This window comes from Rhizobium ruizarguesonis (assembly GCF_012349115.1).
In the GTDB taxonomy this organism is placed as follows: Bacteria; Pseudomonadota; Alphaproteobacteria; order Rhizobiales; family Rhizobiaceae; genus Rhizobium; species Rhizobium ruizarguesonis.
In genome coordinates this window covers 1-17,916 of the sequence record NZ_PQIG01000127.1, presented here as the reverse complement: position 1 = coordinate 17,916, position 17,916 = coordinate 1, and the positions used below count along the sequence as shown (strand labels likewise).

Annotated in this window: 17 protein-coding genes; 6 read left to right on the top strand and 11 right to left on the bottom strand. The window is 60.4% G+C overall.

The annotated features are described in order from the left end of the window. Positions 1-97: 97 nt before the first annotated feature. The 5 genes from C3Y91_RS34355 to C3Y91_RS34335 are packed head-to-tail and all read right to left on the bottom strand — an operon-like array spanning position 98 to position 5,214. Positions 98-841: an ABC transporter ATP-binding protein gene (locus tag C3Y91_RS34355; protein ID WP_168576345.1), complete on the bottom strand. Its 744-nt coding sequence runs from the start codon at positions 839-841 to the stop codon at positions 98-100. Then, positions 838-1,683 carry an ABC transporter ATP-binding protein gene (locus tag C3Y91_RS34350; RefSeq protein ID WP_168576344.1) on the bottom strand — a complete coding sequence of 282 codons (846 nt, stop codon included), beginning with the start codon at positions 1,681-1,683 and terminating at the stop codon, positions 838-840. Before C3Y91_RS34350 ends, C3Y91_RS34355 begins: the two co-directional genes overlap by 4 nt. Beyond that, the gene (locus C3Y91_RS34345; RefSeq protein ID WP_130814224.1) at positions 1,670-2,572 is read right to left on the bottom strand and encodes an ABC transporter permease; all 903 of its coding nucleotides are present in this window, start codon (positions 2,570-2,572) and stop codon (positions 1,670-1,672) included. The genes C3Y91_RS34350 and C3Y91_RS34345 overlap by 14 nt, the downstream gene beginning before the upstream one ends. After that, complete coding sequence (locus C3Y91_RS34340; RefSeq protein WP_029873222.1) at positions 2,569-3,597, bottom strand: ABC transporter permease; 1,029 nt, start codon at positions 3,595-3,597, stop codon at positions 2,569-2,571. Before C3Y91_RS34340 ends, C3Y91_RS34345 begins: the two co-directional genes overlap by 4 nt. A 21-nt stretch (positions 3,598-3,618) precedes the next feature. Beyond that, positions 3,619-5,214, bottom strand: coding sequence for an ABC transporter substrate-binding protein (locus C3Y91_RS34335; RefSeq protein WP_168576343.1), 1,596 nt, complete (start codon positions 5,212-5,214; stop codon positions 3,619-3,621). A gap of 133 nt (positions 5,215-5,347) precedes the next feature. On the opposite strand from C3Y91_RS34335, the gene C3Y91_RS34330 reads away from it, so the two are divergent. The 3 genes from C3Y91_RS34330 to kdgD all read left to right on the top strand — a co-directional run bounded on the left by C3Y91_RS34330 (position 5,348) and on the right by kdgD (position 8,057). Next, a complete protein-coding gene (locus tag C3Y91_RS34330; RefSeq protein ID WP_064249988.1) occupies positions 5,348-6,058 on the top strand; it encodes a FadR/GntR family transcriptional regulator in 711 nt (236 codons plus the stop codon). Between the two features lie 65 nt (positions 6,059-6,123). Continuing rightward, positions 6,124-7,098 carry a mannonate dehydratase gene (locus C3Y91_RS34325; protein WP_168576342.1) on the top strand — a complete coding sequence of 325 codons (975 nt, stop codon included), beginning with the start codon at positions 6,124-6,126 and terminating at the stop codon, positions 7,096-7,098. A 32-nt stretch (positions 7,099-7,130) separates the two neighbouring features. Further along, on the top strand, positions 7,131-8,057 hold the full coding sequence (gene kdgD / locus C3Y91_RS34320; RefSeq protein ID WP_168576341.1) for a 5-dehydro-4-deoxyglucarate dehydratase: 927 nt from the start codon (positions 7,131-7,133) through the stop codon (positions 8,055-8,057). Positions 8,058-8,325: 268 nt separating this feature from the next. On the opposite strand, the gene C3Y91_RS34315 is transcribed toward kdgD, so the two are convergent. The 6 genes from C3Y91_RS34315 to C3Y91_RS34290 all read right to left on the bottom strand — a co-directional run bounded on the left by C3Y91_RS34315 (position 8,326) and on the right by C3Y91_RS34290 (position 14,352). Then, the gene (locus C3Y91_RS34315) at positions 8,326-8,826 is read right to left on the bottom strand and encodes a GFA family protein (RefSeq protein WP_024321940.1); all 501 of its coding nucleotides are present in this window, start codon (positions 8,824-8,826) and stop codon (positions 8,326-8,328) included. 242 nt (positions 8,827-9,068) lie between these two features. Next, positions 9,069-9,665 carry a hypothetical protein gene (locus C3Y91_RS34310; protein WP_168576340.1) on the bottom strand — a complete coding sequence of 199 codons (597 nt, stop codon included), beginning with the start codon at positions 9,663-9,665 and terminating at the stop codon, positions 9,069-9,071. A gap of 423 nt (positions 9,666-10,088) precedes the next feature. Continuing rightward, the gene (locus tag C3Y91_RS34305; protein WP_168576339.1) at positions 10,089-11,162 is read right to left on the bottom strand and encodes an ABC transporter ATP-binding protein; all 1,074 of its coding nucleotides are present in this window, start codon (positions 11,160-11,162) and stop codon (positions 10,089-10,091) included. A gap of 22 nt (positions 11,163-11,184) precedes the next feature. Next, positions 11,185-12,033 carry a carbohydrate ABC transporter permease gene (locus C3Y91_RS34300; protein ID WP_003539503.1) on the bottom strand — a complete coding sequence of 283 codons (849 nt, stop codon included), beginning with the start codon at positions 12,031-12,033 and terminating at the stop codon, positions 11,185-11,187. Next, positions 12,026-12,964 carry a carbohydrate ABC transporter permease gene (locus tag C3Y91_RS34295; RefSeq protein ID WP_168576338.1) on the bottom strand — a complete coding sequence of 313 codons (939 nt, stop codon included), beginning with the start codon at positions 12,962-12,964 and terminating at the stop codon, positions 12,026-12,028. The genes C3Y91_RS34300 and C3Y91_RS34295 overlap by 8 nt, the downstream gene beginning before the upstream one ends. A gap of 83 nt (positions 12,965-13,047) precedes the next feature. Then, positions 13,048-14,352 carry an ABC transporter substrate-binding protein gene (locus C3Y91_RS34290; RefSeq protein WP_130664552.1) on the bottom strand — a complete coding sequence of 435 codons (1,305 nt, stop codon included), beginning with the start codon at positions 14,350-14,352 and terminating at the stop codon, positions 13,048-13,050. A 201-nt stretch (positions 14,353-14,553) separates the two neighbouring features. On the opposite strand from C3Y91_RS34290, the gene C3Y91_RS34285 reads away from it, so the two are divergent. Genes C3Y91_RS34285 through C3Y91_RS34275 form a run of 3 tightly spaced genes read left to right on the top strand, consistent with a single transcriptional unit; the run spans position 14,554 to position 17,571 of the window. After that, positions 14,554-15,753 carry an ROK family transcriptional regulator gene (locus C3Y91_RS34285; RefSeq protein ID WP_018494677.1) on the top strand — a complete coding sequence of 400 codons (1,200 nt, stop codon included), beginning with the start codon at positions 14,554-14,556 and terminating at the stop codon, positions 15,751-15,753. A gap of 57 nt (positions 15,754-15,810) precedes the next feature. Beyond that, the gene (locus tag C3Y91_RS34280) at positions 15,811-16,911 is read left to right on the top strand and encodes a Gfo/Idh/MocA family protein (RefSeq protein WP_018069625.1); all 1,101 of its coding nucleotides are present in this window, start codon (positions 15,811-15,813) and stop codon (positions 16,909-16,911) included. 18 nt (positions 16,912-16,929) lie between these two features. Next, the gene (locus tag C3Y91_RS34275; protein ID WP_003539493.1) at positions 16,930-17,571 is read left to right on the top strand and encodes a ThuA domain-containing protein; all 642 of its coding nucleotides are present in this window, start codon (positions 16,930-16,932) and stop codon (positions 17,569-17,571) included. The last annotated feature ends 345 nt before the right edge of the window (positions 17,572-17,916 follow it).

Genomic DNA, 17,916 nt, shown 5'->3' with positions numbered 1-17,916 from the left:
ATCTCCGCGCCCGCCTAACCTAGCGCATATGAGGGTTAGGGTGAGGGGCAGCCATTAGCGCAAACCGGACAATCCCACGCCGCGCCAATCGAGGACATCAAGCCTCGATAAAACTCGCCTCGAACAGTTCTCGTGCATAGGCATCATGCGTCGTGCCGGCCTGCAGATCCGCTTTGGTGAGCTCGTCGACGAAGCAACCGTTCTTCATGATCAGCACCCGGTCGCACATATGGGCGATGACTGCGAGGTCATGGCTGACAAGCAGATAGGTCAGGCCCTTTTCCTCGCGCTGATCGGCCAGCAGGTTGAGGATTTCGGCCTGGACCGAGACATCGAGCGCCGATGTCGGCTCGTCCAGCAACAGGATGGGCGGCGACAGGATCAGGGCCCGGGCGATTGCCACCCTTTGCCGCTGGCCGCCGGAAAGCTCATGCGGAAAACGGTTTGCGAAACTCGCCGGCAAACCGACCTGGATCAACGCCCTCTCAACCTTGGACCAGATGTCCGAATGGCGCATGGCGCGCAGCGGTTCCGCCAGGGCGGTGCCGATACGATGGCGCGGATGCAAGGATCCGTAAGGGTCCTGAAACACCATCTGGGCGAATTTCAGCTCCTCGCGGGAGCGTTTCTTGCCGATCGGCTTTCCGCCAAGTTCGATGTGACCGGTCCAACCGGCCTCCATGCCGGCAAGGCAACGCAGCACCGTCGATTTGCCGCATCCGGATTCACCGACAATGCCCAGCGTCTCCCCCTGGCCGACCTGAAAACTGACACCCCTGACGACATGGTTGCTTGATTTGCCGGAGGCAAAGACGACATCGAGGTCACGCACATTGATCATTGCGCCATCTCCAGATCGAGTTTCGTCCTGTCGAGAACCGCAAGCCGGCGAACCGGATTCCTCGGGTCGGGCAGCGCAGCGATCAGCCCTCGGGTATAGGGATGGCGAGCCTCCTCCAGACTGGTCAGCGTTTCCACGATCCGGCCCGCATACATGACGATGATGCGCTCGCAAAAGGCTGCCACCATGCGAATGTCATGGCTGATCAACAGCAGGCCGGAATTGTTCTCGCGCACCAGTTCATCGAGCAACAGCAGCACGTCCTTGCGGACGCTGACATCAAGCGCCGATGTCGGCTCGTCGGCGATAACAAGCTTCGGCCGTGCCAGCAGCATCATGGCGATCATCACGCGCTGGCCCATCCCGCCCGATATCTGGTGCGGGTAAAGCGCCATGACCCGCTCCGGATCGCTGATGCGCACGCGCTCCAGCATGGCGCGGGCAGCCTCATGCGCCTGTTTCTTGTGAAGACCGAGGTGAAGGCGGGCGGCTTCGGCGATCTGCTTGCCGATCGAAAGCACCGGATTCAGCGAATAACGCGGATCCTGCATGATCAGCGCGATGTCCTTGCCGCGCAGCGCGCCCATCTGACGCTCGGACTTCGAAAGCAACGGATCGCCGCTGAGATCCATGCGTTCGGCCGAGACCACCGCGGCCGGCGGCAAAAGGCGCATGATCGCGCGACCGGTCGTCGACTTGCCGGAACCGGATTCGCCGACAATCCCGACACGTTCGCGCCCGACGTCGAAACTGACATTGGAGACAGCGGGCGCGGCGCCTCGGCCGAAACGGACGGTCAATCCTTCGACGGAAAGAACGGGCTGCAGATCACGATCTTGCATGGCGGGGATCCAAAAGGTCGCGCAGAGCATCTCCGGCGATGTTGAAGGCAAGGCTGGTGAGGAGGATGGCGATACCCGGCATCACGGCGACCCACCAATAATCGAGCATGAACTTGCGGCCGCTGGAGATCATCGCGCCCCATTCCGGCGCCGGCGGCTGGGCGCCAAGCCCGAGGAAACCAAGCGAAGCCGCCGTCAGAATGATACCCGCCATGTTGAGCGTCAGGCGAACAATGACGGAGGGAACGCACATCGGCGCGATATAGAGAAGAAGGATGCGCATCGGCGAGGCACCATAAAGGCGGGCGGCGACCACATAATCGGCGTTTCTGACGACAAGCGCCTCGGCGCGCGCGAGTCTCGCAATCGGCGGCCATGCAGTCAGCGAGATCGCGATGATTGCGGTGGTCAAGCCGGCGCCGAGTGCCGCGGCAAAAGCCAGAGCCAGGATCAGCGACGGGAACGACAGAACGATATCGGTGGCGCGCATCAGCAGCGCATCGGTGCGCCCGCCGAAGAAGCCGGCAACGACGCCGATCAGCAGGCCGATCGGCCCGACGATCAAGGAGATCGACAGCACGGTCTGGATGGTGATGCGCGTGCCGAAGATGAGGCGGCTCAAGATGTCCCGACCGAATTCGTCCGTGCCCGCCAGATGCGTGAGGCTCGGCGGCTGCAAGGCCTCGCCAAGCGACTGTATGGCCGGATCGTAGGGCGCCAGGAGCGGCGCGAAGATCGCGATTAAGCAAAGCAAACCGAGGATGACGAAACCGGCAAGACCGAGCGGCTCGTGGGCCAATTTGCGGCCGGTGCGCGCAAACGACGCCGCGATACGGGTCGACACACTTGGCGGGCGGATATGAATCTCGCTGCGGATAACATCGCTCATCGGGCGGCCTCCCGCATACGCGGATCAAAGACGGCGTAAGCGACGTCGGCCAGGAAGTTCAACAACATGAAAATGAATCCCACAATGATGGTGCCGGCGACGATGGCGTTCATGTCGCCGATCATCAGCGCGTTCGTCATGTACTGGCCAATACCCGGCCAGGAGAAAACGATCTCGGTCACGACAGCGCCTTCGAGCAGACCGCCGTAGGAAATGGCAAGGATGGTGATCAGCTGCACCGCAATGTTCGGCAGGACGTGGTGCCAGATCGTGCCGAGCGGGCTCACACCCTTGGCTCGGGCCGCAATGACATAATCCTGGCTCAACTGCTCCAGGGTGAAGCTGCGGGTCATGCGGGTGATGTAGGCCATCGCCGCATAGGCGAGGATGACGGCCGGCAGAATGATATGGCCGAGCGCATTCCAGAAGATTTCGGTCTCGCCCTGCAGCAGGCTGTCGACCAACAACAGCCCGGTTTGCGGCGTGACGAGGCCTTCGTAAAAGACATCAATCCTGCCCGGCCCGCCGACCCAGTTGAGGCCGGCATAGAAGATGACAAGCCCGACGATGCCGAACCAGAAAACCGGGATCGAATGACCGACGAGCGCGACGACCCGGGCCGTCTTGTCGATGAAGCTGTCGCGAAAGAGGGCCGCGACCAGCCCGAGCGGGACACCGACGAAGGTCGAAATGATCACCGCCAGCGTCGCGAGTTCAAACGTCGCCGGAAAGGCCTGGGCAAGGTCCGAGGAGACCGGATTGCCGGTGAGGACGGCCGTGCCGAAATCACCGTGCGCCAGGCCGTTCAGATAGAGGAAAAACTGCTGGTAGATCGGCAGATCGAGCCCCAGGCGCGCCCGCATCGCCGCATAGGCGGCGGGATCGGCGAGCTCGCCGACAATCGCGCCGACCGGATCGGTGGGCAGGATACGGCCGATCACGAAGGTCACACATAAGAGGATGAACAGGCTGACCAGCAAATGCGCCAGGCGTCGGCCAAATTCGGCTACGGAGAGTTCCTTCATGATCGGCTGTCCTGGGAAGTATTACTGGGTTTCGACCTTGGTCACGTTCTCGAGACGCGTCAGCTGAGACGGATGCCCCACATATCCCTCGACCTTGCTGTTGAGGACGATCGGCTCAAAGCGCTCGAAGAGCGGAAGCACCGCCGGCTTCTGTTCAACGAACAGCTTCTGCATCTGAACATAGATTTCGCCACGCTTCTTGGCGTCCGGCTCCATCGATGCTTTCGCCGTCAGGGCCGTGAGTTCCGGGATGTCCCAGGCCGAGCGCCAGACGAAATTGCCGGCATTGTTGGCCTCCTTCGAGTTGTCGGGATTGGAGGAAAACTGCTCCATCGAGCCGAGGACGTTCGGCATATAGGCGCTGGTCTGCGGGATCAGCAGATCGAAATCCCTGGCGCGATGGGCGGCGATGATTTCCGAACCGTTGCCCTGCTGGATGTCGATCTTGATGCCGATCTGGGCAAGCGATGCCTGGATGGCGGTGGCCAGATCGATGCGCGGCGTTTGCGCGATGGTCTTCAGCGACAGCGAGAAGCCGTCCTTGAAGCCTGCCTCGCTCAGCAGCTGCTTGGACTTTTCGACGTCGAGATGCCAATCGGGGTTCGGGATGGCATATTCGAAATTCTCCGGAACGGGAACGTTTCTGGCCCGGCCGTAAGGACCCATGATGGTCTTCTCGATGCCCTTGTAGTCGATGCCATAGGCAATGGCTTCGCGAACCTTCGGGTTGGCGAGGTATTTGTTACCGGCATTCATCGACAGCACGTAGAAACCGCCCGTCGGAATACGCTGAATGGCAAAGCCCTTCTTGTCCTGGAACGTCGCGAGATCCGATGCGGTCAGCGCGCTGGCAATATCGATATCGCCGCGTTCGAGCATCAGCCGCTCGACCTGGCTTTCAGGCACATGCCGGACGATGACGCGGCGCATTTTCGGCGCGCCGGCCATATAGTCCTTGTTGGCGTCAAGGATCACCAGTTCGTTCGGAGACCAGCGATTGAGGGTGAACGGACCGGAGCCGGCCGAATGGGTTCGCATCCAGGCATTTCCGTAGTCGTTGTCAACGGCGTGGCTCTCGACCTCGACGCTGTCGACCACGCTGGTCGTCGTCGTCGTCAGCCGGTAGAGCAGAAGCTCTGCCGTCACCTGGTCGGAGAGATCGATCCGCACCGTCTGGTCGTCGACGGCCTTGACGAGCTTTTCGACATTGTCCTTGTCGTAGCCGACGCGCTTGAGGTTGGCGGCGGCGGCCTGGTCCATCTTCAGGAGCCGCGCCAGCGAGTAGACGACATCCTTCGAGGTAACCGGGTTGCCGGAGGCGAAATTGGCCTTGCGCAGCGTAAAGGTGATGCCCTTGTCGTCAACCTTCCAGCTTTCCGCCAGCTGCGGAAGGATCTTGCCATCCGCCGTGCTGGCGACCAGCCGATCGTAAAGATTCGACATGATCTCGACCGCTTTGCCTTCGGTCGCCTGCTGCGGATCCAGCGACAAAACCTGCGCCAGCGATGTGCCGACCACCAACTGGTCCTGCGGCGTGGCAGCCTGCGAGAGCGGTGCAGCCACCGTCAGGGCGCCGATCACGGCGCCGACGAACAAGCCCTTAGAAAAATGCTTCATTGTCAGTCCTCCCTAGACTACTATAAAAGACATATTATGTCGCCCGTATGTCGTATTATGATTTATCGAAGTCTGATATGATTTGCAAGACCCGAGCGGGAGACATGATGCAAAGGGATTGGGGGAACGGAAAATGACGACACTCGGCGGTGGCCGGCAAAGACTGGCGCAGCAGGTCATCGATCAGTTGCGGGCGCAGATCGAGACGGGGAAGCTACGGGTCGGCGACCAGCTGCCGACCGAGCCGCAGCTTGAAGCGACATTCGGCGTCAGCCGCACCGTGGTGCGCGAGGCCATTGCCGATCTGAGGTCTGCAGGCTTCGTCAAGCCGATCCAGGGCAAAGGCGTCTTCGTCGCGGATCCGAAGGCGCATTCGGTCCTGTCACTGACGCCGGTGGAAATCAAAAGCATTCCGGAAACCCTGGAATTGCTGGAGTTTCGTATGGCGGCCGAGGGTGAAGCGGCGGCAATCGCCGCCTATCGCCGCACCGCCGAGCAAGAGGCGGCGATTCGCGAAGCCAACCGCAGAATGGCAAACCTGATCGAAACTGGACAGCAAACGGTGGAAGCGGATTACGCCTTCCACATGGCGATTGCCGCCGCCACGAACAACCGATTCTATGTCGACGTCCTGCGCCATTTCGGCCCCAGAGCCATCCCCCGCGGTCAGTTTCCGACACTGCCTGAGGCCAATGACCGCAGCTATCTTCAGAAGGTTTATGCCGAACATGTCGAAATCCTGTCGGCAATCGCCGATCAGGATCCGGAACGCGCCCGCCAGGCAATGCGCGCCCATATGCTGGCCAGCCAGCGCCGCTACCGTATGCTTGCCGAGCAGCAATAGGGCTCGACACTCTTCAAAATTCATATTATGTCATATGACATTGTGTAATTTCGAAAGAGACTCAAATGTATCTGGGAACACAGGTCGCAGCGCGGGATGACGACGATTATCGTATCTTCGCGCAACTGGGTGTGAAGCATATCAACGCCGACCCGGCGGGAAAGCCGAGCAGCTGGACGCTCTCCGATCTCGAACGTCATCGCGACAAAGTCGAAAGCTTCGGCCTGATCCTCGATATGATCCAGTTGCCCCTGCCCTCGCAGCCGATCGAGAAGGCTTCCTATCCCGATATCCTGCTTGCCGGCCCCGAACGCGACAGACAGATTGACGCCGTCTGCAAGCTGATCGAGAATGTCGCAGCCGCCGGCATTCCTGCGGTGAAGTACAATCTCAACCTGATTGGCATTCCCCGCACGCCGGATGAACCGGGACGCGGCGGATCGCTGAATGCGAGCTTCCGCTGGGACAAGACGGATCAGCAGGCCGAGCCCGGCCTTGCCGGCGTGCTTTCCGAGGACGAGAACTGGGAACGGATCGACTATTTCCTGGAGCGCGTCGTTCCTGTCGCTGCAAGCAACCGCGTCCGGCTCGCCTGCCATCCGCACGATCCCTATACGCCGCCGGGTTATCGCGGCGTCACGCGGGTGCTGGGTACGGTGGAAGGCCTGAAGAAATTCGTGCTGATGCGTGAAAACCCGTATCACGGCCTCAATTTCTGCCAGGGTTCGATCGGCGAGATGCTGGAAAATCCCGGCAAGGAAATCGACGATGTCATCCGCTGGTTCGGCCAGCGCGGCAAGATATTCAATGTTCACTTCCGCAACATTCGCGGCGGCAAGCTGTCCTTCATGGAGACCTTCCCTGAAGAAGGCGACATGGACATGGTCCGCTCGGCCAGGATCTATAAGGAGGTGGGCTTCAAATACATGCTGATGCCCGATCATGTGCCGACCGTCAGCGGCAAGGACCCTTCCGCCACCGCATTTGCCTTCTGCTACGGCTATATCGCAGCACTTCTGCAAGTGCTCGAGAGCGAGTGAGCCGGTTTTCAACACGTCAAGAATAGGACTTCATGATGAACCCGATTGAATTGAAGAAGGCCGTCGGCAGTGGTCTCCTGTCGTTTCCGGTTACCCATTTCGACGATCAACTCAAATTCGACGAAGCCAAGTATCGCCGTCATGTCGAGTGGCTTTCCGGTTATGACGCTGCAGCGCTGTTTGCAGCCGGCGGCACCGGGGAGTTCTTCTCTCTCAATCCGACCGAAATTCCGCAGGTAATCCGGGCCGCCAAGGCGTCGGCGGGCAAGACGCCGATCATTTCGGGAACCGGCTACGGTACATCGCTCGCCATCGAGATCGCAGTCGCTGCCGAAAAGGCCGGCGCGGACGGACTGCTGCTGTTGCCGCCCTATCTGATGTTTGCCGAACAGGCGGGTCTCATTGCCCACGTCAAGGCGGTTTGCCAATCCGTCGGCATCGGTGTCATCGTCTATAACCGCGACAATGCCATTCTTTCGGCCGACAGCATCGCGCGTCTGGCGGAGGAATGCCCGAACCTGATCGGCTTCAAGGATGGCGTCGGCGATGTCGACAAGGTGATCGAGATCACCACCCTGCTTGGCGATCGTCTCGTCTATGTCGGCGGCATGCCGACCCATGAGGTTTATGCCCAGGCCTATTTCGCCGCAGGCGTGACGACCTATTCATCGGCCGTTTTCAACTTCGTGCCCGCGCTTGCCCAGCGCTTTTACGGCGCCTTGCGCACCGGCGATCAGGCAACTGTCGATGAGATCCTGAAAGGCTTCTTCTTCCCCTTCGTCGCCTTGCGCAACCGCAAGAAGGGATACGCCGTCTCGATCATCAAGGCCGGCCTTCGCGTCCTCGGGCAGAACCCCGGCCCCGTGCGCCCGCCTTTGACGGATCTTACCCAGGAAGAGCTCGCGCTGCTGGAAAAGATCGTCCAGGCAAACGGCGTCACACGGATCGCGGCGGAATAATATATCGCGGCAGTAGGCCGCCGGGGTGGCCCGGCGGCCGTCCGGTTCGCACCAACAACGGACATCGGCTCGGCCTTGGATAGACGACAGCCACGGGGCAGGAAGCGGACGGGCCGCTCGAGGCACAAATTACCTAAAGAGCAGACCTTCAGGCACCCTGCGTGCATCATATTGAAAGCAAGCTGTTGCTGTCGTTGGTTTCCAGCGCAACGGCTTTTCGGAACAGCGGCTACGGACAGCGCCGCACTGGCAAACGCCGGAATAGCACTCAGCCATCGGGCCCCCTCACCGCCCATGAGGTGGTGTCGTGATCGGGGTGCTGGTTGTTGCTCTCCTTGATCGCCGCGGCCCAGCCGGCGCCGTTGTTTTCGGTTGCACCGGTATTTTCTATGCCCGTGATCGTATCGAACCATGCCACCATGTTCTCGGTGCAGGTATTGGCAAGCGGCGAGAAGGCGTGCGGATCGTCAAGCGAACCGATCATCAGATTGGTGCGACCGTTTTCGAGGTGGTGGAAGAACAATGGCGTGCCGCAATTGGCGCAGAAGCCGCGCTCGACAAGCTCCGAGCTCTTCCAGACGCTTGGCTTGCCGCGTGTCCAGCTGAGCGCATCATCGGGCGCGGCGACGAGCGCCGCGAAGATGTTGCCCGAGGCTTTCTGGCACATGCGGCAATGGCAGAGATGAGAATTGTCAAGCATAGCGGTTGCGTGGTAGCGCACGGCACCGCACTGGCAGCCGCCGCTCACCTCCATCTCGATGCGTTTCATTTTTGCTCCTTCTTCAAGAGGCGGGTATGGGCTTAATCTCTTTTAGGTTTTCGTCTTTTGATCGTCCAGCCTCCCAGAGCGGATCCAATTCTGGTGTTAGTGGGCGTGGAATTCTGCTGATCAGTGTCGCCGGACCATCCGCCGGCACAGGACACGACCATAATTATCGCCAAACTCACTATGGCTTAGCCGCTCATCCGTCCGTTTCGGTCTTTTGAGCAAGCAGGTGCTGGCTATCCTCCCTATTCATTGGCCACCGAGTAGGCAGCAGCGAGTTGCTTGGCCAAAGCTTCAAGAACCTCCGGGTAAGCTACATCAACACACTGAAGTTTGGCGTCTCGCGCTGCCTCTAACATTTCCCTCTTGTCGCGGATCGAACGCTCGACAAATTTCTCGATGATCAAAGCCGCCGATTGAGTGGCGTCCTTGTAGCCGGCTTCTTCCATCATGCGGGAACGTAAGAAGTCGTCTTCTGCGTATAGGAACACGGTTCTGACGAGGCTTGGATCGAGTTTCGTCATATATTCTGGCCGCAGTGCTGACCCTTCGAGTATGAAGGGCTTCAAAAGCTGCCTCTGATTTTCGATGATCTGACATATGTACGGCCACATATTCTCGTGGTGAACCTTCAAAAACCAATGCACTGTATCGTCGGAGAGACGTGAATAATATTCAGCTACCTGGGGACGGAGCGTCGGCCACGGTCTACCGGGGTGGCGGCCCAATTTGTCGGTGGAAATGAGTTCCCTACCAAGCGAGACAGCCAAGCTCTTTGCCAGTGTGGATTTTCCAACATGCGAACTGCCACCAATCAAAATCCCCAAGTGGTGTTGTTGCATTCTCTGACCTCCAATATCGCGATCAATTGGTAACTAATATTCGTAGTTGATGACTGCTCTTGGCTAATTGCCAGCGCTCCACGGCTGGTGGCGTTGCCGTGCATTCGCGGAGGCATTTCCAGAAGGAAATCCTCAGATAGAGCGCAGCTGGTGGTTTAAAAGTGCCGGAAGCTGGCTACACCCTTGGCATCAGTCCATACTGGTGGGTGCCAATCGCTCGGTTACGTTAAGGACGGCCCACATTGCGGGCCGATTCCGCCCAGGCGGCCATATCGGCATCACCTGTATGCGCGAAACCATCGGACTTGTTCAGCTCACAAATGATCGCGATCACCCACGGGAAAGGTGGCAGCAAACCGAATGAGGGGCTGGTTTCGGCGATCTCCTGGATCGAGGATTCGCATGCCCCAGCGATTCTTGTGCCTACAGCGCCACACCAGTGCCGCGGTCAAACACATGCACCTGATCGCTGGTGATGCTGGCCTCGAAGACGGCGCCGTAACGGGCGGGGTATTCGCCGTCGACGATGGCGGTCACCTGCTGTCCGGCGAGGTCGAAGACGACATGGGTCTGAGCGCCTGTGGGTTCCACCAGCATCGTCCGGCCGGCGAGCGGCGTGCCGGCGGCGACGCCTGGAACGAGATGTTCGGGGCGCAGGCCGATGGTGATGGCCTGGCCGGCCTTGACCTTGCGGTCGGGCGCGATGCGGATTGCCGTGCCGTCTCCGAGGCGGGCGGCGGGTTCACCGTTTTCGCCGTCCACCGTGCCTTCGAGCATGTTCATTGCCGGCGATCCGATGAAGGCGGCGACGAAGAGATTGGCCGGTTTCCTGTAGAGTTCGAGCGGCGTTCCCTCTTGCTCCACCCTGCCCTGATTGAGCACGACGATGCGGTCGGCAAGCGTCATCGCTTCGATCTGGTCGTGGGTGACATAGATCGAGGTCGTCCTGACCTTCTGGTGCAAAGTCTTGATTTCCGAGCGCATCTGCACGCGCAGCTTGGCATCGAGGTTGGACAGCGGTTCGTCGAACAGGAAGACGGCGGGATTGCGCACCACGGCGCGACCCATGGCGACACGCTGACGCTGGCCGCCGGAAAGCTGGGCGGGCTTGCGGTCGATGAGCTCGGCGAGATCCAGCATGCGGGCGGCCTCCGCTACCCGGAGCTCGATCTGAGGTTTGGCAACGCCGGCGAGCTTCAGATTGAAGCCCATGTTTTCAGCGACGGTCATGTGCGGATAAAGCGCGTAGGATTGGAAGACCATGGCGATGTTGCGTTCGCGCGGCGTCATGGCGTTGACGACTTTGCCGCCGATGGCGATCTCGCCGTCGGTGATCTCCTCGAGGCCGGCGATCATCCGCAGTAGCGTCGACTTTCCGCAACCGGATGGCCCGACGAGCGCGACGAATTCCCCATCCTCAATATGAAGCGAAATGCCGTGGATGACATCGACGGCGCCATAGGTCTTGCTGATATCGGTGAGTTCAACGGATGCCATGATTGCACTCCAACGGTTCGGCTCAGGACTTCACGGCGCCGGCGGTCAGGCCGGCGATGATGTGTCTCTGGGCGACGAAAAAGACGATGATGGTGGGAAGGATGGTCAGCGTGATGAAGGCCAGCACCAGCTGCCATTCCGTGCCGTACTCGCCGCGATAGACCATGATGCCGAGCGGCCAGGGATATTTCGATTCCGAGTTCAGCATGATCAGCGGCAGGATGTAGCTGTTCCAGCTGCCGACGAAGGAAATGATGCTGACGGTGGCGACGATCGGGCGGGAAAGCGGCAGCGAGATATGCCAGAAGAATCTGAGATAACCGCAACCGTCGACGAAAGCCGCCTGAAACAATTCTTCCGGAAGGTTGCGGAAATAGTTTCGAAACAGCAGGATGCTCATGCCAAGGCCGAAGGCCACCTGCGGCAGCACCACGCCCCAATAGGTATCGAGCAGGCCGAGATCGCGGATGCGGATGAACAGCGGCAGGATCGCGGTCGCCGCCGGAAACATCAGGCCGAGCAAGAAATAATTGAGCAGGAACGACGAGCCGAAAAAGCGGACATGGGCAAAGGCGAAAGCCGCCATGGACGAGACGATCAGCGTCAGGAGGACGGTAAGCGACGCGATCACCAGCGAATTGCCGATCTGCAGCCAGTAGCGTTCACCGAAGAGAATATCGGTGTAATTCGCCCATTGCCACTCCGTCGGCAGGCCGAAGGGATTGGTGCGCAGGTCGCCCAGCGTCTTGAAGCCGCCGAGCGCCGTCGTCAGCAGCGGCACGAGCACGATCGCGGCAATCAGGCTCAGCGACACATAGAGATAGACGCGTGTGGACGTGCTCATGCGGATGGAAGAGCTCATATCAGTCATGGCGCATGAATATCCTTTTGTAACCGAAGGCGAGCGTCACGCAGATGATGAAGAGCGCGACGCCGACGGCACTGCCGAGGCCGACCTGCATGCGCATGACGCCATAGGTGTAGAGGAAGGTGACCATCGTCTGGGTGGAGTTGGACGGTCCGCCGCCGGTCAGGGGCATGATCATGTCGAAGAGCTGCAGCGAGCCGACGACGGCAAAGAAGATAGAAAGACGCAAGGTCGAGCCGAGCAGCGGCAGGGTGACGTAACGGAACTTCTGCCAGCCGGTGGCGCCGTCGATTTCGGCGGCCTCCAGCACGCTCTTGTCGACGGATTGCAGGCCGGCGATGAACAGCATCATGTGGAAGCCGAAATATTTCCAGACGATCACCCCAAGGACGGCATAGATCGCCACATCCTTGTCGGCGAGCACATAAGGGTTGGCAAAGCCGAAGAAATTGGAAACGGCGGCAAACAGGCCATAGTCGCCGTCATAGACGAAGCGCCAGATAAGACCCGCGGCAACATCCGCCAGCACATAGGGCAGGAAGAAGATCAGGCGGTAGCCGACGACACCTGGAATGCGGTGCGCCAACATGGTGGCCAGCCAGATGGCGAGCGGCACCTGGATGCAGATCGAGATCACGATGATCAGGCCGTTATTGACCAGCGCCTGGGTGAAAGCCGCATTGCGGAACAGAACCTGGAAATTGCGCAACGCGATGAATTCGGTCGGCGTGCCGTAGCCATTCCACTTGTAGAGGCTGTACCAGGCCGCCTCACCCATCGGCATGATGACGAAGAGGGTGAAAAGCAGCAGCGCCGGCGGCAGGAAGATCAGCAGCACCGCCAGCCGGTCATGGGCGACGGAGCTCCTGCTGTTTGCGGCTTTTCTTGCCGGCCTTGCGGCCGTGGTTATCGATGGGACTGAGATATTGGCCATGGGTCCTGCTTTCGCGTCTCGTCGGCAGCAATGCTGGCGCTCCGAATTTTAGCGGAGCGCCAGGATGGGTCTGCAGGCGCTGGTTATTGTTCCAGTTCGAAAGCGTCCTGGATCATCTGGGCGCCGTCCTTGGAATTCATCTGACCGGAGACGATTTCCACCGACACGTCGTTGACGACACGGCCGACCGCAGCGCCCAGATCCTGGTCGAAATAGTTCTGATGCCAGGTGGAAGCGGCCAGCTGTTTTGCCGATTCGGCAAGCAGTGGGTTGGTGACGCCGTCACCGGCGCCGACGGCAACCGGCAGAAGCATGCCGGCCTTGGCCATCGCCCGCTCATTGTCCGCGCTTGTCAGGAAGGCGAGGAAATCGATCGCTTCCTTGGATGCCTTCTTGGTGACGGCCCAGCCGTTCAGACCGCCGAGCGTATCGGTGGGCTTGCCGGCGCCGCCATCGACGGCCGGGAAGGCGAAACGGCCGATATTGTCGGGTGCGAGACCCTTGCCGTCGCCGGCATTCTTGCGCTGGTTGGCCTCGGTATTTTCAAAGCCGAGGATGATCGCAGCCTTGCCGTCCCCGAAAACGCCGAGCGCCTGCGGCCAGGTGGAGCCGAGATAGCCGGGCTGGAATGGTTCGAGCTTTCCGAGTTCGGCAAGATCGTCGCCGGCCTTGATGATTGCCGGATCGAGGAAACCTTCGCCCTGGCCGGTCTTTGCCGCTTCGAAGACCTTCTGTCCGCCTTCGCGCATGACGAGATAGCTCCAGTAGAAGTGGATCGGCCACTTCTCACCGCCGCCGCCGGCGATCGGCACGATGCCGGCCTCCTTGATCTTCTTCACGGTACCCAGAAAATCAGCCCAGTTCTTGATGTCCTCGGCCTTGACACCGGCCTTGGCAAACAGCTCCTTGTTGTAGAAAAAGCTGACCAGACCGACCTTATAGGGAATAGCCCAGGTCTTGCCTTCGAATGTCAGGCCGCTGACCGAAGCCGGGCTATAGGCGCCGCGCAGTTTGCCGCCATCGGCATCGAGGGCCGGCGTCACATCCTGGAGCGCGCCGGTCTCGGACTGCTGCTTCAAGACGCCACCGCCCCAGCTGAAAAAGAAATCCGGCACGTCGTCGGACTGCAGCAATGTCGGAAGCTTGGCCTTGAAAGCCTCGTTTTCGAGGAACTGCATCTGGATATCGACGTCAGGGTGCTGGGCTTCGTATTTCTTGACGATCTCTTCCCAGGCCGCCACGTATTTCGGGTCGAGCTCGAGATGCAGCCACTTGACCACCGTCGCCGCAGACGCTGCGCCTGCCCCCGCCAGCAACATGCCGGCAGCCGCCGCCATGGATGCGATACGCCTGCCGCTAGGAACGGCGCTCTTGAAGCTAAAAGTCATGATTTTCCTCCCAGGGGCCTATCCTCACAATTTTTCCCCTATGCGGATTAATTCAACGGAGCTTTGGCATATTGTCAACCCAATGCCTCTATTTTTATCAAATGCGCTTGACATGACCACTGAATTCCCGACTATTTATTTCGTAACCCGTTAAAAATATTTGGGTTCCGCCCCAACGAAACGCTCGCCCGGCTAGTACCCATGAAGACTGCAGATCCAGAATTAATGCGCGCGATCAATCGCTTGAACGTGCTCGATACCGTCCGGCGCCATGGTCCGATCTCGCGGATAGAGATCAGCGAGCGTACCGAACTCTCCACCACGACCGTTTCGGCGATCACCGCCTCGCTGCTCGACGACGGGCTGATCCTGCCGCGGCACGAAGGCGATATCCGCAACGAGGCCGTGCGCGGACGGCCGCGGGTGGCGCTGGAACTCAATCCCGATGCGGCCCGCGTGGTCGGCGCCAAGATCGCTGCCAACAGGATGGTCTTCGTCGTCACCAATTTCCGCGGCGACGTGCTGTCGAAGCTTGCCCTGCCGATCCGCATCGACCGGCAGCCGATCGGCGTCATCGCCGACCTCGTCGAGGACGGCGTCAGGCGCTGCGTCGTCGATGCCGGGCTTTCGCTGGAGGATGTCGACAGCGTCTGCCTCGGCTTTCCCGGCGTTATCGAGCACCGCACCGGCTACATCAGAAGCAGCCCGATCTTTCGCGACACCAATGTCGACTTCGCCGCCGAGATGTCGACGCGGCTGGCAACACCGACCATTGTCGAAAGTGACGCGCACGCCATCACACTTGGCCATCACTGGTTCGGAAAGGCCCGCGATCTCGAAGATATGGTGCTGATTTCGCTGGAGCAGACACTGGGGCTCGGTGTCCTGCACGGTAACAGCCTGTTTCGCGGCGCCGGCGGCCTCAGCCACAATCTCGGCGACCTGGTGCTCGGCATGGGACCGAACGGCGTCGTCCGGCTCTTCAGCCAGGCCGGCGAAAGCGCGATCCTCGGAGAACAACAGGCTGATGGGCGTTTTGCCGAGGCCATCCGCCTCGGGCGTGGCATGAACCATGCCCAGGCGCTGATCAAGGCCGATGACGACCGGCTGATCAGCGCCGCCATCCGTGCCGGCGAAGCGGTGGGTTTGACCATTGCCAACATCGTCACGCTGTTTGCGCCGCCGCGGGTCATTCTTGTGGGGTCGAGCCTAGCGCTCGGCGAACCCTTTCTCAACAGCCTGCGCGATGCCTATGCGCTCGCCATTCCGCCGTCGCTGCGCGGGGTGAGCGAACTCGTCTTCGACGATTCGACCGATGATTTCTGGGCGCAGGGTGCCGCTGCGGTGGCGCTCTACGAACTCTATGAATCGCCCTGGAGCACGACGGGGCCGGCGCTCTGACGAGCGACACAATCAAGATCAATGGCAAGATCAATGGCAAGACCAATGGAGGAATTCATGGACAAGGTCGGTATCGGCATCATCGGATGCGGCAATATTTCGGGCGCCTATCTCACGGCGATGGCATCCTTTCCCATCCTCGACATCCGCGGCGTCGCCGACCTCAACCGGGAGCTGGCGGAAGCAAAGGCGGCGGAATTCAATGTTCCCGTCAAGACGGTTGAGGAGCTTTTCGCCGATCCCAAGGTCGAGATCATCGTCAATCTGACGATCCCGAAGGCCCATGTTGCCGTGGCGCTGCAGGCGCTCGATGCCGGCAAGCACACCTATTCGGAAAAGCCGCTCGGGATTAATTTCGCGGAAGGGAAAAAATTGGCGGAAGCCGCCAAGGCGAGGAATCTGCGCATCGGCGCTGCCCCCGACACTTTCCTCGGCGGCGGCCACCAGACGGCGCGTGGCTTGATCGACCAAGGCGTCATCGGCCAGCCGGTCGGCGGCTCGGCAACCTTCATGTGCCCGGGCCATGAGCGCTGGCATCCGAACCCGGCCTTCTATTACGAGGTCGGCGGCGGGCCGATGCTCGATATGGGTCCTTACTACATCACCGATCTCGTCAATCTTCTCGGGCCGGTTTCTCAAGTTGCGGGTTTTGCGACGACGCCGCGATCGGAACGGCTGATCACCAGCGAACCGCGAAACGGCGAGCGCATTCCCGTGCATGTGCCGACCCATGTCACCGGCATGATGGCCTTTGCCAATGGCGCCGTCGTGCAGATCGCCATGAGCTTCGATGTCGCCGGCCACAAACATGTGCCGCTGGAAGTCTACGGGACCGAGGGCACGCTGATCGTTCCCGATCCGAACAAGTTCGGCGGCCCTGTGGAATATCTGAAGAAGGGCGGTCCGTTCGAGGACCAGCCGGTCACATCGCCTTATGCCGACGGCAATTATCGCTCGCTCGGCGTTGCCGACATGGCGCATGCGATCCGCTCCAACCGGCCGCACCGCGCTAACGGCGATCTGGCACTGCATGTGCTCGAAGTCATGGAGGCATTCCACACTGCTGCTGCGACCGGCCGGACGGTCGCGATCACCACGGCAACGGAGCGCCCTGCCCCGCTGTCCGATTCCATCGTCGACGGACGGCTGGCGAAATAAATTTCAGGAGGAAAGACTATGCGTGAAGCACTGATCGTCTGGGGCGGCTGGAGCGGGCATGAGCCGCAGGAGTGCGCCGAAATCATCAAGACCATGCTCGAGGAGGACGGCTTCAAGGTCTATCTCGAACACGGCACCGAGGCGCTTGCCGACCCCTCCGTCCATGATCTCAGCCTCGTCGTGCCGATCATGACGATGTCGAAGATCGAGAAGGAGGAGGTGAAGAACCTCGCCACGGCGATCGAGAGCGGCGTCGGTATCGCCGGCTATCACGGCGGCGCCGGCGATGCCTTCCGCGACTCCGTCGATTACCAGTTCATCATCGGCGGCCAGTGGGTGGCTCACCCCGGCAACATCATCGACTATACCGTCAACATCACACGCCCCGACGATCCGCTCATGGAAGGGATTGCCGATTTTCCCTATACGTCAGAGCAATATTACATGCATGTCGACCCCTCGAACGAGGTTCTGGCGACGACCAAGTTCACCGGCGAACATGCCTACTGGATCGACGGCGTCGTCATGCCCGTCGTCTGGAAGCGGAAATACGGCAAGGGCCGCGTCTTTTATTCCTCGCTCGGCCATCAGGCCAAGGAATTCGACGTTCCCCAAATGAAGACCATCTTCCGCCGCGGCGCCAACTGGGCGGCGCGGTAAGGCTGGCCGATTCGTGGGGATAGCCGCACCTTACCGGGGTCGAGCCACTCGTCTCGACCCTCCGGCCCCTGTAAACGCGGCGGAGGACGTGCTTTTGCGAGATGTGGCGAGGGACGGAGAGGTCGCGGCATAATCTCTTCTCCCCTCGGGGAGAAGGTGCCGGCAGGCGGATGAGGGGGCCACACGGCACACCTCTCACATAATTCAGCTATCCTGCCACGCCGACGCCGAGATCCAGCGCCCTGAACACAGTCGAGACGATACCGACACGGTCGAGGCCTGCGGGGTCCGTGTTGTTGAAAAGACCGGCTTCGCCGGCCCCCTCATCCGCCCTACGGGCACCTT